The organism is Paraglaciecola sp. L3A3 (assembly GCF_009796765.1).
In the GTDB taxonomy this organism is placed as follows: Bacteria; Pseudomonadota; Gammaproteobacteria; order Enterobacterales; family Alteromonadaceae; genus Paraglaciecola.
In genome coordinates this window covers 3070621-3086077 of sequence record NZ_CP047023.1, presented here as the reverse complement: position 1 = coordinate 3086077, position 15457 = coordinate 3070621, and the positions used below count along the sequence as shown (strand labels likewise).

Sequence of the window (15457 nt, the reverse complement as noted above, 5' to 3'; positions counted from 1 at the left end):
TTAAACATAACCTGATCTTACTAATGGAAAACTAATTTATGATTATTTTGCACGGTTTTGCCGCTAGCAATTATTACAACTTAGTAAAACACGTATTGTTATACAAAGAACTGCCATTTAAAGAACATCTTGTTTATGGCGGGAGTAATGAGTTACTGGCTATTAGCCCGGCAGGAAAAGTACCTGCTATTACCACTAAAGAAGGCCTTTATCTTTCAGAGTCGAGTGTCATTTGTGACTTTATTGAAGAGACTTATCCTGAGACTCCGCTATATCCTGAAAATACTGGGGAACGTGCAACTGTGCGGCAAATTATGAAAATAGCAGAGCTTTATTGTGAACTGCCAAGTAGGCGACTTATACCCTATGTATTTTCAGACACTGACATTCCTGAGCCAGTTAAAGCTGAAGTACGTCAGGTATTGAGCCGCGGAGTAACAGCGTTAAATCGCTTGTGTCAGTTTTCACCTTGGATTGCCGGTAAACAATTTACTATGGCTGATATCTATGTGTATTACGTAAACACTATCGTTAACACTTTTGCCTCTAGGCAGCTTAACTGGGACGTACTAGCAGATATACCCGGCATGCAAGCGTGGAATGATTCTATGAGTCAATCAGCAATTGCGCAAAAAGTAGAGGCAGAGCGTTTGGCAAATATGCCTGAGTTTATGCAGAAGGTGAAAGCCCAGGTCCAAGCTGCACAGCTAAAATAGTCTATTTATTCAACAAAAATCAAAGTATGGCCAATACAATAAAAAGCTTGGTCGAAACATTTAATCATTTACAGGAGTAAGACCTTATGAAAGAGTCAAATATTCAACTGATATCAACAATTACTGAAGACAATAAACTAACCCTAGCTTTGCAAAGCATTGAAATGCCAAAACCTAGTGCCGATGAAGTAGTTATTCGCATTGAAGCTGCGCCATTAAACCCATCAGATTTGGGTGTCATGTTCAGTGCTGCCGATATGAGTACAGCAACACAAACTGGTACTGAACAAAACCCAGTTATTACCGCTGATGTGGCTGCTAAGTTTATGCCGGGACTAAAAACACGTGTAGGTAAAGCAACGCCTGTAGGTAACGAAGGGGCAGGCACAGTTGTCGCAGCGGGCTCATCGCCTGCAGCCCAAGCATTAATGGGTAAAACAGTTGCTGTCATTGGTGGTGGGACATACCGCCAATATCACTGTGCCAATGTACAAAGTTGTTTAGTGTTAAAAGAAGGCACTACAGCTAAAGAGGGGGCCTCTTCTTTTGTTAACCCATTAACTGCATTAGCTATGGTTGAAACTATGCGTGCAGAAGGCCATAAAGCCATCATCCATGCAGCAGCGGCCTCTAACCTGGGGCAAATGTTAAACCGTATTTGTATTGCCGATGGCATAGATTTAATCAACATCGTACGTAAACCAGAACAAGAAACCTTGTTACGTGATATGGGCGCTAAATATGTAGTTAATTCAACGAGTGAAACTTTTCTTGCCGACTTAACCGCCGCGATTATTGAAACCGGTGCCACGATTGCTTTTGATCCAATTGGTGGCGGACAATTAACCAGTGACATTCTTAATTGTATGGAAGTGGCTGTGGCTCGCGATATGAAAGAGCATAGTGTTTATGGCTCAGACATATTCAAACAAGTATATATTTATGGCGCCTTAAACCGCGGTCCTATTACCTTAAATCGTAATTTTGGTTTTGCTTGGGCAGTAAATGGTTTCTTATTATTTAATGCTCTAGGCAAATTAGGCGCAGAAACAGTGATGGCAATGCGTAAACGTGTTGCAGATGAAATCACCAGCACATTTGCTAGTCACTACACACATGAAGTGTCGTTGACTGAAGTGCTACAAATATCTTCAATAGAAGCATATTCTAAACAAGCTACTGGTGAGAAATACTTAATTACACCGCAAAAATAGGAAGTCTTTAACGGATTGATTTTGCATAAATGGAAAAGCAGATACTGAGTATCTGCTTTTTTTTAGCGGAATTATTTAGCTAATTTGTACAACTCGCTACCAGTTAATAAAAAGGCACCTGTTGCATATATTTGTGTATCTTCAGCTGACACATTATCTGGAGAATCACCAATTTGTTGTACCCAGCCTAATTTGCCACTTGGTTGAACCGCATCTATTAGTGCAGCCCAAGCTTTATTGACTACCGGCATAAATGTTTCTTTATCTAATATGCCTTGATTAATCCCTGATGCAAAAGCGAAAGCCATTAGACCTGTGCCACTGGTTTCTTTGTAAGGTTGAGTGTCAGGATCTAAAACTGAAGGACGCCATAAGCCGTCTGATTGCTGAGCCCCAGCTAAACGAGTCATCATCTTACGAAAAATATCTTCGTATTTAGCTCGGCTAGGGTGATCTTTAGGGAAGTGCTCAAGAATACGGGCTAATCCTGCCGCAACCCAACCCACACCTCTCGCCCAAATCACTTTTTCACCATTTGGCTCTCTCTTGTCAAAAAAGCGAGTGTCGCGAAAAAATAGGTGATCTTTGTCATCCCACAATAAATTAACGGTTTCCCATAATTCTTTATCAGCAAATTCTAAATAACGTGAGTCACCTGTTACTTTACTTAAGTTAATCCATACTGGAGGTCCCATAAATAAGGCGTCGGCCCAACACCATCTATTTTTACATGGGCGAAGTTGAAATTGTCTATTTCCAAAAAAATCTTGCAGTAATTTACCATCATGCACTGAAGTCTGAGTAACATCTTCATAAGTTAAGGTAGTAGTTGAAGGGGTTTGTAAAATGATTTCAAAGATCACTTTAAGTGGGGTCAACATTTCTTCGTTAGGGTATTTTTTGTATAAATCTAAATATAATTGGCCAATTGCGTAGTCGTCAGCGTTATAAATTCTAGGGGCAAATAAATACTTACCATGCTTGGCTATATCAAGTAATTGCTCTGAATACTGGTCGTTACCTTTTGCACTTTCTAATTCTGCCATACGTGCCATGCCTACATAAAATGAGGCATAAACCCAACCTTGAGGATGACTACTCTCGTCTGTAGGAGCCATGTGAGCACCTTCTTCATAACCTTCAAACAAATATGTCTTGTTGTTAAATCTAGACATCTGCCAGTCAGTTACCTTTTTCATTGCTTTATATACAGATTGTTTATTTAAAGCGCTGTCTAACTGTGCTTTTTCTGTCGAAGCACAAGATAAAGTACTAAAAGCAATTAAACTGATACTGAGTTTGGCCAGTGTTTTTGCTATAGACATAGGATCCCCTTATAAATGAGTGTGTATAGAGTCACAATAAGCTCTCTATTATTGTAAGTATAAACTTATCTTTCAAACCTAATATGATATGTTTTATTAGTGAATACTTATTTTAACTAAGTGTATGACGTCAGACAAGTATATGTAAAAAAGGTACTTTGACAAGTGAATATTTAGATGATTTTAGTTGTTTAGTGTGACTTTTGTTAAAATAATGTATTTAAAACAATGGTTACACTTATGCTTGTATGATAACATGACTTCAGAGTTTACATTTTTTGTTGGAGAAAATAAATGCAAGACACTCTTTTTTCATTACAAGGTAAAACAGCTTTAGTGACTGGGGCCAGTCGTGGTTTAGGCCAAGCTTTAGCTGTTGGCTTAGCTAAAGCAGGCGCTACAGTGGTTTGCGCCAGTTCAGCTATTGGCGGCACAGATCATACATTAAGCCTTATTAAACAAGCTGGTGGCAAAGCTTTTGGCCTAGCTGCCGATTTATCTGATGAAGTTCAGGTAGAACAACTCGCTAAAGATGCGTTAAAAATCACTGGTCAAATTGATGTGTTAATCAATAATGGCGGCACTATTTCTCGCTTTCCTGCGACAGATTATCCTATGCACGAATTTAAGAAAGTGATTGATGTTAATGTCAATTCTGTATTTCAATTAAGTCAACTTCTCGGTAGAGAAATGATTAATAATGGGTATGGAAAAATCATTAATATTGCTTCTATGCTGTCTTATTCTGGGGGTATGACTGTACCAGCTTATACCGCTAGCAAACACGCTGTAGCAGGCATCACACGAGCTTTAGCAAATGAGTGGGCGGGACAGAATATTCAAGTAAATGCTATTGCACCTGGGTATTTTCGAACAGATAACACTCAAGCTTTACAAGACAATCCTGAAAGAAATCAACAAATACAAGCGCGTATCCCTGCTGGTGAATGGGGTGAACCCGAACAGTTGGTTGGGGCCGCAATCTTTTTATCGACTCAAGCAAGTGATTACGTAAATGGCCATATATTGGCCGTTGATGGCGGCTGGTTAGCCCGTTAATTTATAAGGTATATATATGACTATTCAATTTGAAACCCGTTATGCAGTAGGCCCTAACGAAGCAAAAAACTTCACTACAGAACAGTTACGTGAAGCCTTTGTGGGTGATAATTTATTTGAAGATAACAAAATAAATTTAATTTATACCCACTATGATCGTTATATTGTAGGGGCTGCGGTTCCTACCAAAGAGCCACTCGTGCTTGATTCTATCGATCCTCTGAAAAGTGAGCATTTTTTATCTCGTCGTGAATTAGGTGCGGTTAATATTGGTCAAGCAGGTGTAGTAATTGTCGATGGTGAAGAATTTAGCATAGGCAATAAAGAAGCTATTTATGTCGGTTCAGGAACCAAGGAAGTCATTTTTAAAAGCGTAAACCCAGAAGCGCCAGCTCGTTTTTATATTAATTCAGCTCAAGCTTTTAAATCTTTCCCAACCAAAAAAATAACCATGGCTGACGCGACGGTTTTACATATGGGCTCACAAGAAACATCCAATGAAAGAACCATTGCTCAACTAATTGTGCAAGGTGTGGTCGATACTTGTCAGTTGCAGATGGGCTTAACTTCTCTTAAAACCGGAAGTGTCTGGAATACTATGCCTGCGCATCAGCATGACAGACGTATGGAAGCGTATTTATATTTTGATATAAAAGAAGATCAAGCGGTTGCACATTTTATGGGTGAGCCAAAACAAACCCGTGTTATTTGGGCAGGCAACGAACAAGTGATGATTTCGCCAGCTTGGTCAATTCATTGTGGTTCTGGTACTTCAAATTATTCCTTTATATGGGGAATGGCAGGTGAAAACTTGGACTATAACGATATGGATAAATACCAAGCGTCTGAACTCCGTTAATTGGTGAAGTTATTGATAGTAGGTTAATGATATTTCTCATTAACTTACTATTGAAGCATTCCAAATTATTGAATTTCAAATGAATTTTGAGAGTAAGATGTGATGAGATGTCTCCGCTATAAAAGAGTTATGGCAATAATTTTGCTACTGCTAATTTCTGGATGTGCTGATAAAAGTAATAAAACAGTATTACGAGTAGGCCATACCCTAGATACCAAACATTCTGTACATAAAGCATTAGAATTTATGTCTGAAAGGCTTAAGTTCTACTCCAATGGCGAAATGAGCCTGAAGTTATATCCTAATGGCACATTAGGTTCAGAACGTGAATTAGTTGAATTGCTACAAATTGGTAGCTTAGCCATGACTAAAGTATCAGCCGCTACCTTAGAAAGTTTTGTAGATGATATGCGCTTATTTGGCTTACCTTATGTTTTCTCTAGTCGAGACCATCGTTGGCAGATTTTAGAAAGCGATATTGGCGAAGATATATTACATTCAATGCAATCTGCTCATTTATATGGCTTAGGTTATTTCGACGCTGGTAGCCGTAGCTTTTATTCCTGCGACAAAATGATACGGACTCCCGATGATGTCAAAGGCCTGAAAATTCGTGTCATGAATAGCCAAAATGCGGTAAAAATGATTGATGCATTTAATGGCTCGGCTACCCCAATTAGTTGGGGCGAACTATACGCTGCTTTACAACAAGGAGTGGTTGACGGAGCTGAAAATAATCCCCCTAGTTTTTATTCTGCGCGGCATTATGAAGTGTGTAAAAATTATTCTTTAAATGAACATACTTCGATTCCTGATGTGATTGTTATTAGTCAGTATATTTTTCAGCATTTATCAGAACCAGAAAAGAAATGGTTAAAGTTAGCTATGTCTGATGCGGTAGATGAACAAAAACGTCTTTGGTTAGAATCTGAAAACTTTGCTCTGGATGAAATGAAGAAGGTTGGGTTAAACATATATTACCCAGATAAAAAGCCTTTTATGCAGGCCGTATCTCATTTGCATAATGCTTATCAAGGTACAGTGGTTGGTCAATACCTTGAACGGATAAAGGCTAAACAATGAAACAGATAAATTTTTGGTTAACTAAAATTACTGGATATTTTGTATCTATATTGATGTTATTGATTGTGATAACTGTTTTATGGCAAGTATTCTCACGTTATGTGTTGATGTCGCCTAGTGCCGGATCTGATGAAATATCTCGGTTTTTATTAATTTGGTTAGGACTGCTAGGTTCGACTTATTGTTATCAACAAAACTCCCACCTCAGTTTAGATATTTTAGCCCGTAAACTGAGTCTTAATGCGCAAGTTAATTTAGCCCGCTTAGTACATTTTTTGATATTTACATTTTCATTGGCAGTACTGATTATTGGTGGCATAAACCTTGTTGCCACCACATTACAACCTGTTCAGTTATCTGCGGTATTAGAAATCAAAATGGCATATGTCTACAGTGTGATGCCTTTAACTGGGGCGATTTATTGTTTTACTGCAATAGAGAAGTTATTTTTTGTTAAAAGTGCTCATTTTGTTTCACCGCAAGTGGCAGGAGAATAAACATGGAATTTAGTGGCCTAATTTTAATTTTAGTGTTTTTTCTATTATTAGTATTAAACGTACCAATAAGCTTCTGTATTGGTATTTCAACTGTTGTTGCTATGTTATTTAGTATCGACTTTATTCCTGCAACCACCACCATTTCTCAGCGTATGGTAGGAGGATTAGACAGCTTTGCTTTACTAGCCATACCTTTATTTGTGTTATCAGGCTTACTGATGGGACGGGGAGGAGTGGCACGTAAACTGATTGATTGTGCGATGGCATTAATTGGCATGTTACCTGGCGGCTTAGCTTTGGTGAACGTTATGTCATGTACCTTATTTGGTAGTATTTCAGGTTCTGCCGTTGCGACTACAAGTGCTATTGGTAGCTTCATTATTCCTGAGATGGAAAAGAAAGGTTATGATCGTAATTTTGCCACAGCTGTGACGGCTTCTGCTGCCACAACTGGAATGATCATCCCACCTAGTAATATCCTAATTATCTATGCGATTGCCAGTGGTGGTGTTTCGGTTTCGGCGTTATTTGTTGCAGGTTACTTACCCGGTTTATTGTTAGCCTCATTATTGATGACCGTGTGTGCTGTATATGCGGTTAAAAAAGGGTTTCCTACTGAAGCTAGATTGCCTATTTCTATAGTTGCTAAAAAAGTGATTGCAGCTGTACCTAGTTTATTGCTGATAGTTATTATTATTGGCGGTATTTTAGGGGGCGTTTTTACTGCTACTGAAGCTGGGGCGATTGCGGTCTTTTATTCTTTGTTTTTAGCCGTACCTGTCTACAAAGAGGTTAAATTAGGCGAATTAAAAGAAATTTTTGTCAAATCAGGGGAAATATCTGCCATTGTATTGTTGTTAATCGCCGCATCTTCGGCTATGTCATGGATGTTATCTTATGAAAATATCCCTGAAATTATCAGCGCATCCTTGATGGCGATAAGTGAAAACCCTTTAATTATCCTACTTATAATTAACTTAATATTAATTATTGTGGGTGCCTTTATGGATATGACTCCTGCAGTATTAATATTCACTCCCATATTTTTACCTATTGTTGAAAGCCTGGGTATGTCACCACTACATTTCGGCATCATGATGGTGTTAAATCTTTCTATAGGTTTATGTTCACCACCTGTTGGGGCCGTATTGTTTGTAGGCTGTTCTGTTGGCAATACAACCATAGATAAAATTATTCGACCTATGGTGCCTTTATATATTGCGATGTTTATTGCACTAATGTTAGTCACTTATATTCCGGCAATTAGTGAGTTTTTACCCAAAGCTTTTGGTTTATATTAAAGTTAACGTGAGATTATGATGAGAAATTTAAAAAATATTTTTATCCTAGCAAGTACAGTCACTGCAATGTCTGCATGTGATGTAGGGGATAATTCAACTAAGTCAGCAAAGCAAACTGATACTCAAATTGAGCATAGCCAAGCAACTACCTTTGCCCGTTTTGTCCCTGAAAGAAATGATGATTTTGCTTGGGAAAATGATTTGGTTGCTTTTCGTGTTTATGGTCCTTTCGCTAGGAACATGTCAGAAAATGCAGGATTGGATTGTTGGTTAAAACGAGTAAAAACACCAATCGTTAACAAATGGTATAAACAAGCCTTAGAGCAAGACAAAACCTATCATAAAGATTGGGGGGAAGGTTTAGATAATTACCATGTTGGCTCTTCAGCGGGTTGTGGTAGTTCAGCTTTATGGTTAGATGATCAACGACAGCCGTTAGAAACATTTGTTGATTGGAAAATACTTGAACAATCAGCAGAAAAAACTCGCTTTGTACTTAGCTATAAAAATGAAATAAATGACATTGTATATGAAGAGAAAAAGGAAATTGAAATACAGACAGGTCAGCGAGTGTTCAAAGCCACATCCACCTATTGGCAGGACGGAGAGCTAGCTGTAGGTTTACCAATTACTGTTGGTTTAACCACTCATGATGAAGCCGCCATTGCAAACTGGGACAAACAAACAGGCATGGTCGCAACGTGGGAAGTCACAGATGGTTTTGGTCTAGGAACTGGAGTTTTAGTTGATCCTAAACGCATTGATGACTTTAAGCTGGTGCCAAGTCTAGGACAAAAAGATATTGGCCATGCTCTGGCTATCACCAAAACTGACGATAAAGGGCAAGTGACATATTATGCTGGTTATGGCTGGGAAAAAGCCCAAGAGATAACAACTTTCGCCCAATGGAAACAGTATTTAAATGAATTTTATCGTACTGAGTCTGACTTTAAATAACCTGAGTTCAGGTAAAAACAGGGGGAAGGTTAAGAAAAAACTGTCTGTTTTAAAGTGATATTTTATAAGATACCTAAAAGCTCAGTTTATTATTAATAGACTGAGCTTTTTTATTGTTAGTTAATAGGGGAGACAGAAACGAGTGTTTCTTCAATTGTACTATGGCGTTTAATACTATTGCTTAGGTGAGCTTTTGCAGAGGCTTTTGCTAGTTCACTGTCTTGCGACTGAATTGCTCTGGCAATTTGACGATGTTCATCTTGGATAACAGTTAACAGTCCTTCGCTATCACTGTCTTTTTCATACTTGGTAATAATTTCGCGAGCAGGGATCACGCCAGAACCTATGTAGTCAATAAAACGAAGAAAATATGGATTTCCTGAAGCTTCTGCAATCGCTTTATGAAATGCAAAATCTTCAGTTGTGGCTTTTTCGCCTAATGCTATCTTTTTTTCCATCGCATGCATACAAGCTATGATATTTTCCATTTGTGCATCTGAACGATATTTAGCTGCCATGCCACACATTTCTGCTTCAACTGACATACGCAATTCTAGGATTTGAATCGCATCATGAATAGATTCGAATTCAGACTTGTCAATTTTAAAAGATTGAGCTTTTTGGGTTGAGGTAATAAAAACACCTACACCCTGACGGCTATCTACTAAGCCTTCGGCTTTTAATTGCGCTACAGCTTCACGTACCACACTTCGACTCACACCAGCTTGGCTCTCGATAACTTTAGAAGAAGGTAACTTATCTCCTGGTTTTAAGGTGCCTTTTTGGATCTCTGTTCTTAAAGATTTGACTAGCTCGTTAGTTAGGCTGAGAGATTTTGGTACTTGGTTAAGTGTGAAAAGTTCCATGTCTGATAACTTATATGTAAACAATGTTAATTCGACAATAGCAAATTTCTGATCTCAGTTCCATTTAAACTTGAATTAAAACAATAGAATGGGGAGCTATTCAATAGCGATAAATTAGTAACTTACCGCTTATTCAAAGCGGTAAATTTCCTGTTACTTTTTATGGTTTGGTATTTACACAATTTTCAGTCAAGAAAGATTGGAAAGGACTGGCTGGAAAACCTTCAAGATTAATTAAACTTGCCACTGGATTGTCTGACCATGCATACCTTACTGAACAGACTGTATTTATATCTTGAGTATCAAGAATAACCCGATTATTGACAATTTTAGCGCTAGTTTTTTGGTATGTAGCATCGATACCCGCAATTTCAAACCCTAATAGTTGACCTTTGGCGATTAACTGTGGTTTAGCGTGTTTAAACTCCAATATAAGTGATTTATCCGCTTGCGTAATTGTTTCAATTAGAGGGCCTGAATATGGAATATTTTCATCATATAGCTTGGCTCTAGCAATTGCAGCAAGGCGTTCGCCTACTGTTTTTTTATTCCGCGGATGTACATCTAAACTATTGCCCACATCAATCGTCACAGCCATACCTGTATTGGCTACTGATAAGGTGTCAAGTTGGGCTTGTCTAATTTCAGCCCAGCCGCTTTCTACCGGATGATTGACTCGCTCTTTATAATTAGCTAATTGTACGTAGTAAAAGGGCAGGTTTTTTTGTTGCCATTTATCACGCCAACTTGTAATCAAGTTTTTGAATTGTGTTTGGTATAAATGAGCTCTGCCAGTATTGCTTTCACCTTGATACCAAATCACCCCTTTGGCTTTAAAATCAATCAGTGGGTGGATCATGGCATTGTATAAAACACTGTGATTGCCTTGATATCGAGTCGCTGATACTAGTGGCGTTTCTAATGTGTTATTGACGCGCCATTCTCCTGTTAAATTGATTTTTTGTTGATTATTTTCTAGATAAAATTGGTCTGTCAAAGCAAATTGATTAAAGTTGCTCCAGTCATTCGCTGTACGGATGGCAATAGTGTTATTGCCATTTTTTAATATACCGGCAGGGATCGTAATTTCGCCTAAAGGCTGGTGTGCTGCTCGTTTAAATACACGCTGATTATTGATAAATACTTCAAAATGATTAGGGTAAAAACCAACAGATAACATGGAAGGCTTGTTAATTGAAATCTCTGATAAGTTCAGACTTTTTCGCAGCCATAGGATGTTTTTAGCCAAATATTTCCCAGGTAAGTTTATACGCTGCCACTTGTTATCATCATATTGATTTGATGCGAGCTGTAATTCTTTGAATGATGTTTCATTGTGCAATTGTTTCTGCCGTAATTTGGATTTTTCATTGGATATTTGTAATTTCTTTTGCCAATGAATTGGATCTAGATAACTTGGATTTGGGTAATCATCAGATGAGCCCTTTACCATACTGTCTGGTGTCCATGCTTCAATAGGTGTGCCGCCCCAAGAACTGTTAATGATACCTATGGGAACATTAGTCTGTTGATAAATGGCTTTGGCGAAATACCATGCTACAGCAGAAAAATCTTTAACGGTTTCTGGTGAGGTCATTATCCATTGTCCTTCAATTTGTTGAGCATTTTTGGGTATCGGGCTAATACTTTTTGCAACATTAAAAAAACGTATTAATGGAAACTTGGCTTGTTCGACTGCTGTTTGCCAGTTTTCTGTAGTCCACGACAATTTCCATTCCATATTTGATTGGCCAGATGCAATCCAAACATCGCCAAAATATATATTGTTAATGGTTTTAGTCGTTTTATCTGAGCTGATGTGTAACTTGTGAGGACCTCCTGCTTTTTCTGCGGGTAATGATAGCTGCCAATCACCGGTTTTATCGGCTGTCGTTGTCCATCTAGTTTGATTAAATACAACTTGTATCTCGCTAAGGGGCAAGGCAGTACCTGTGATGATAAAAGCTTGCTCACGTTGAATAATCATATTGTCTTGAAATAACTTTGATACCGATAAAGCTGTAGCATTAAATGAGATAACACTTAGTGATACATAAATGACTATGTGAAATAATGCGGTGTAAATTTTACTCATATTTTTCTCTGTCTAGTCGGCATTGATTTAGGTTGAGAATAAATCTATTAGATTGTTGATTTTATAATTCACGGACTAAACCTTTAGGCCGTGAATCACTATTTAAACTTAAACTACAATTCTATTAACTCTTTGTTCCAGTTTTCCCATTCGCTCTTCAATCTGTTTTTTATGTGAGGATATTGCTTGATCAGGTTAGTTGTTTCATAAGGATCACTGTTGATATTAAACAAAAACTCCACTGCTTTTTTTTGTCCATTCTCTTGTTCGATTTTGGCTACTAACCATTTCCAATCGCCTTTAATGTGAGCTCGGCCAGACCAAAATTTAAAAAACAAAGACTTGTGTGGTTTCTCGGTCTTTTGCTGTTGAATATATGGCATTAAGTTAACGCCATCTAATGGTAATTGCTTGGCTAAATAGGGAGTATTAGTTGCAGCTAGCAGGGTAGGGAGTAAGTCTAAAGAACTGACACGTTGATGATAACTTGTTTCTGGCTGAATATGTCCAGGCCATTTAATCGCCATGGGTACTCTAATGCCACCTTGAAAATGTGTGCCTTTTGTCCCTCTTAATTTACCATTTGAAGATGCGTTACTGGTAGGCCCGCCATTATCATTTAAGAAAACAATAATGGTATTTTTATCTAGTTTCATTGATGCAAGTGCCTGAGTTAATTTACCCACGTTCTCGTCTAGGGATTTTGTCATGGCATATAGCTTTCGACGTCTGTCATTGCTGATTTCATCGGGCACGTTAGACAATCTCTCAGGCTCGGCATCCATGGGGGTGTGAACAGCCGTGTAAGACAGATACATAAAAAATGGATTGTGCTTATTTTTTGTTATGTATTCGATTGCATCATCGGTTAATAAATTGGTGACATATTCAGTATTTGACTCAGGCAATATTTCACCGTTACGTTGCAGGTAATTGTATTTATCGGCGATATTTTTGGGATTTTCTATATGTTTGAAATAGGTTCTGTGGCCTCCTAACAAACCGAAGAAATAGTCAAAGCCTTTACTATTTGGCTGAAACTCTTGTTGATAACCCACATGCCATTTTCCTATAGCTGCGGTTTTATAGCCTGATGCTTGAAAATGCTGAGCTATTGTGAATTCATCTGTTGGTATACCGCGAGCAAAATCACCAGGAAAACGTGTCATGTTTTTTTCCATACCAAATCTTTGTTGATAACGACCTGTTAACAATCCCGCCCGTGAAGGTGAACATACATTAGATGACACATAAGCTTCAGTGAAAGTCATACCTTGTGTGGCAATTTTGTCAATGTTTGGTGTGTCGAAATGAGCACTGCCTTGAAAGCCAAAGTCATCAAAACCGGCATCATCCACCAGAATAATAATCACATTGGGTTTGTCTTTTAGGTGATTGTTCTGTACATCTGATGACGCATGAATATGACTGCTAAGAGTAAATAACAGAGGGAATAGCAGCATTACTTTAATTTTATCAAACATTATCTTTCACCTATCATTGACCTATATAAATTAGATGTTAACGAATTGTCATTATATTTAGTTGTATGATATCTTACCTATCAACCGGTGCAAATAACAACTATTTTACCCATTAAAGCTTAAGTGAGTGTTCGTCTGATATTTATTCAGGCACTTATAATATAAGTGTAATGCTGTTTGTAGCCATGTTTGAACAAATTTAAATTTTACGTCATTTATCGATTTCGTTGCGTTTGATAACGAAACCGATATTTTTGTTGTCAGTATAAGGAATCTTCATGAAACGAGTGTTATGTCTAGCGACTATCTTTGTTTTTACCGCTTGTGGTCAAACCGTGGTGAAGCAAAATAATGCTATCGAAAAAAATACATCAGAAAATGTCACCCCATGGCAGGCTTATTTACCTGACAACCCAGCTGCGGTATTTTTAGATTATTCGGCAGTAGGGGTAAATTATTCTAATTCAGCTATTCCAACCTTACAGTTGCCTGTTTTTGATGTAACAAATTATGGTGCTATTGCTGATGATGACGTTGAAGATAAAGCTGGGATCCAGCAAGCCATTAAGGCCGCAGAAAAAGCCGGTGGTGGAATAGTGTATTTTCCTGCTGGTCGTTTTTTAATTAATGAAAGTCCAGATCGTCGTTCAGGTCTATCAGTGGGAAGTTCACGGGTTGTCTTACGTGGTAGCGGTAATGATACACAGGGAACTGAGTTATTTATGCGTTACCCACTTGCTCCACAAGATCCAAAAAAGATGTGGACTGTGCCTCCTATGATTAAGTTTCAGCCGTTAGGTGCTTCTGCTCCATCCTCTAGTAAACAGGGTAAATATATTGCTGAATCTGTAATTGTTAAAAATGCCAAACAAAATGATAGTTTGGTTGTGGTTAAAGATGCAGGCCGATTTAAGGCCGGAGATGTAGTCACATTAGATATGCAGAATACCGCGGCAAATGACGATTTCATGTTCAACAAACAACCAAGAGATAGCTGGCAAGAAGTGATTAAAAACGGAGTGCGAGCATCTGAAACGTTAGAAATAGCAGAAGTTAAAGGTGATAAAATCTATTTTAAGCAGCCTCTTATCACACGAATTAACGCTGATTATAAATGGAAAATACGCTCGATCCACACAATCAATAATGTAGGCATAGAAAACTTACGTTTTAGCGGTAACTTTAAAGATAAATTTGCTCATCATAAAAATGCTACCCATGATTCTGGCTATACCGCTGTTCAATTAAATAGAACCACCCATTCTTGGGTACAAAATGTGGTTTTTCGTGATGTATCTGTGGCTGCTACCATTTCTGGTGGGGTCGCGAATTCTATGATGCTTAATGTTATTGAGGGTAATAGGGGGCATTCTTGTTTTAATATTACCTTTGGTACACGAAACCTTACCGCCCTTAATATTGATAAAACTAATGATGGCCAATGGCACGGACCTGGCGCATCACATCTTTCTGTAGGTAACGTCATTTGGCGTTTTGTTAGCCCTAAATCACGAGGCATTGATTCACATGGCTTATTCCCTCGTTTTAGTCTTTACGACAATATCACTTCTTTCGGTTTTGGTGGCTGGGGCGGTAACTATAAAAATTTACCTAACCACCTTGAAGGGTTAGTTTTTTGGAACTTCAAACAAACAGGGAACAAGGTAGGAGAGTGGCATAAAGATAAGTTTAATTTTTGGGATGTTGATGCCCCTAAAGAACAGGCATATACCTTTTTTTCTGCAGTAAACCCTGTATTAATTGGCTATGAAGGTAGCGCTGAAGGTTACCTTGATGAACATACCGGACATGTGGCTAGTTTTGGTAAACGTGTGGCACTGGATTCATTATACGAAGCGCAATTGAGCGAACGATTAGGTGAAACACCTAAGTGGCTTGGCCAGAGGTTGTCAGAATGGCAGGAACTGTTGATTAAACATGATGTTGAAGATTAACTTATTCGCATAACAAGTTTTATCCCATAACAAACTCAATGGCTTA

The 15457-nt window shown here is 38.2% G+C and carries 13 protein-coding genes; 9 read left to right on the top strand and 4 right to left on the bottom strand.

Going from position 1 to position 15457, the window contains the following annotated elements; translation table 11 throughout:
• The first annotated feature begins 38 nt into the window (after positions 1 to 38).
• Positions 39 to 716 carry a glutathione S-transferase family protein gene (locus tag GQR87_RS12900; RefSeq protein WP_158969923.1) on the top strand — a complete coding sequence of 226 codons (678 nt, stop codon included), beginning with the start codon at positions 39 to 41 and terminating at the stop codon, positions 714 to 716.
• An 86-nt stretch (positions 717 to 802) separates the two neighbouring features.
• Positions 803 to 1930 (top strand): zinc-binding dehydrogenase, encoded by a 1128-nt coding sequence (locus tag GQR87_RS12895; protein WP_158969921.1) that lies wholly within the window; start codon positions 803 to 805, stop codon positions 1928 to 1930.
• A 71-nt stretch (positions 1931 to 2001) separates the two neighbouring features.
• Here GQR87_RS12895 and GQR87_RS12890 read toward each other — a convergent pair whose 3' ends face one another.
• A complete protein-coding gene (locus GQR87_RS12890) occupies positions 2002 to 3255 on the bottom strand; it encodes a glycoside hydrolase family 105 protein (protein WP_158969919.1) in 1254 nt (417 codons plus the stop codon).
• A gap of 294 nt (positions 3256 to 3549) precedes the next feature.
• Between GQR87_RS12890 and GQR87_RS12885 the strand changes: the two genes are divergently transcribed.
• The 6 genes from GQR87_RS12885 (at position 3550) to GQR87_RS12860 (ending at position 9011) form a co-directional block, all read left to right on the top strand.
• Entirely contained in the window at positions 3550 to 4314 is a 765-nt protein-coding gene (locus tag GQR87_RS12885) for an SDR family oxidoreductase (RefSeq protein ID WP_158969917.1), read from the top strand.
• A gap of 16 nt (positions 4315 to 4330) precedes the next feature.
• Entirely contained in the window at positions 4331 to 5173 is an 843-nt protein-coding gene (gene kduI / locus GQR87_RS12880) for a 5-dehydro-4-deoxy-D-glucuronate isomerase (RefSeq protein WP_158969915.1), read from the top strand.
• Positions 5174 to 5302: 129 nt separating this feature from the next.
• Positions 5303 to 6256: a TRAP transporter substrate-binding protein gene (locus GQR87_RS12875; protein WP_233267261.1), complete on the top strand. Its 954-nt coding sequence runs from the start codon at positions 5303 to 5305 to the stop codon at positions 6254 to 6256.
• On the top strand, positions 6253 to 6753 hold the full coding sequence (locus GQR87_RS12870; RefSeq protein ID WP_158969913.1) for a TRAP transporter small permease: 501 nt from the start codon (positions 6253 to 6255) through the stop codon (positions 6751 to 6753). Before GQR87_RS12875 ends, GQR87_RS12870 begins: the two co-directional genes overlap by 4 nt.
• A 2-nt stretch (positions 6754 to 6755) precedes the next feature.
• Positions 6756 to 8054 carry a TRAP transporter large permease gene (locus GQR87_RS12865; protein WP_158969911.1) on the top strand — a complete coding sequence of 433 codons (1299 nt, stop codon included), beginning with the start codon at positions 6756 to 6758 and terminating at the stop codon, positions 8052 to 8054.
• A gap of 15 nt (positions 8055 to 8069) precedes the next feature.
• Entirely contained in the window at positions 8070 to 9011 is a 942-nt protein-coding gene (locus tag GQR87_RS12860; protein WP_233267260.1) for a DUF4861 family protein, read from the top strand.
• A gap of 116 nt (positions 9012 to 9127) precedes the next feature.
• Here GQR87_RS12860 and GQR87_RS12855 read toward each other — a convergent pair whose 3' ends face one another.
• From GQR87_RS12855 to GQR87_RS12845, 3 genes are all read right to left on the bottom strand, one after another.
• Positions 9128 to 9877: a FadR/GntR family transcriptional regulator gene (locus GQR87_RS12855; RefSeq protein ID WP_158969909.1), complete on the bottom strand. Its 750-nt coding sequence runs from the start codon at positions 9875 to 9877 to the stop codon at positions 9128 to 9130.
• A 160-nt stretch (positions 9878 to 10037) separates the two neighbouring features.
• Positions 10038 to 11972, bottom strand: coding sequence for a sialate O-acetylesterase (locus GQR87_RS12850; RefSeq protein ID WP_158969906.1), 1935 nt, complete (start codon positions 11970 to 11972; stop codon positions 10038 to 10040).
• Positions 11973 to 12085: 113 nt separating this feature from the next.
• Positions 12086 to 13456 carry a sulfatase-like hydrolase/transferase gene (locus GQR87_RS12845; protein WP_158969904.1) on the bottom strand — a complete coding sequence of 457 codons (1371 nt, stop codon included), beginning with the start codon at positions 13454 to 13456 and terminating at the stop codon, positions 12086 to 12088.
• A 278-nt stretch (positions 13457 to 13734) separates the two neighbouring features.
• Between GQR87_RS12845 and GQR87_RS12840 the strand changes: the two genes are divergently transcribed.
• Entirely contained in the window at positions 13735 to 15411 is a 1677-nt protein-coding gene (locus GQR87_RS12840; protein ID WP_158969902.1) for a DUF4955 domain-containing protein, read from the top strand.
• Positions 15412 to 15457 lie beyond the last annotated feature (46 nt).

Excerpts from the sequence above, each read along its gene's own strand:
- GQR87_RS12900 (WP_158969923.1), top strand. The coding sequence starts at position 39 with ATGATTATTTTGCACGGTTTTGCCGCTAGCAATTATTACAACTTAGTA.
- GQR87_RS12895 (WP_158969921.1), top strand. The coding sequence starts at position 803 with ATGAAAGAGTCAAATATTCAACTGATATCAACAATTACTGAAGACAAT.
- GQR87_RS12890 (WP_158969919.1), bottom strand. The coding sequence starts at position 3,255 with ATGTCTATAGCAAAAACACTGGCCAAACTCAGTATCAGTTTAATTGCT.
- GQR87_RS12885 (WP_158969917.1), top strand. The coding sequence starts at position 3,550 with ATGCAAGACACTCTTTTTTCATTACAAGGTAAAACAGCTTTAGTGACT.
- kduI (WP_158969915.1), top strand. The coding sequence starts at position 4,331 with ATGACTATTCAATTTGAAACCCGTTATGCAGTAGGCCCTAACGAAGCA.
- GQR87_RS12875 (WP_233267261.1), top strand. The coding sequence starts at position 5,303 with ATGGCAATAATTTTGCTACTGCTAATTTCTGGATGTGCTGATAAAAGT.
- GQR87_RS12870 (WP_158969913.1), top strand. The coding sequence starts at position 6,253 with ATGAAACAGATAAATTTTTGGTTAACTAAAATTACTGGATATTTTGTA.
- GQR87_RS12865 (WP_158969911.1), top strand. The coding sequence starts at position 6,756 with ATGGAATTTAGTGGCCTAATTTTAATTTTAGTGTTTTTTCTATTATTA.
- GQR87_RS12860 (WP_233267260.1), top strand. The coding sequence starts at position 8,070 with ATGATGAGAAATTTAAAAAATATTTTTATCCTAGCAAGTACAGTCACT.
- GQR87_RS12855 (WP_158969909.1), bottom strand. The coding sequence starts at position 9,877 with ATGGAACTTTTCACACTTAACCAAGTACCAAAATCTCTCAGCCTAACT.
- GQR87_RS12850 (WP_158969906.1), bottom strand. The coding sequence starts at position 11,972 with ATGAGTAAAATTTACACCGCATTATTTCACATAGTCATTTATGTATCA.
- GQR87_RS12845 (WP_158969904.1), bottom strand. The coding sequence starts at position 13,456 with ATGTTTGATAAAATTAAAGTAATGCTGCTATTCCCTCTGTTATTTACT.
- GQR87_RS12840 (WP_158969902.1), top strand. The coding sequence starts at position 13,735 with ATGAAACGAGTGTTATGTCTAGCGACTATCTTTGTTTTTACCGCTTGT.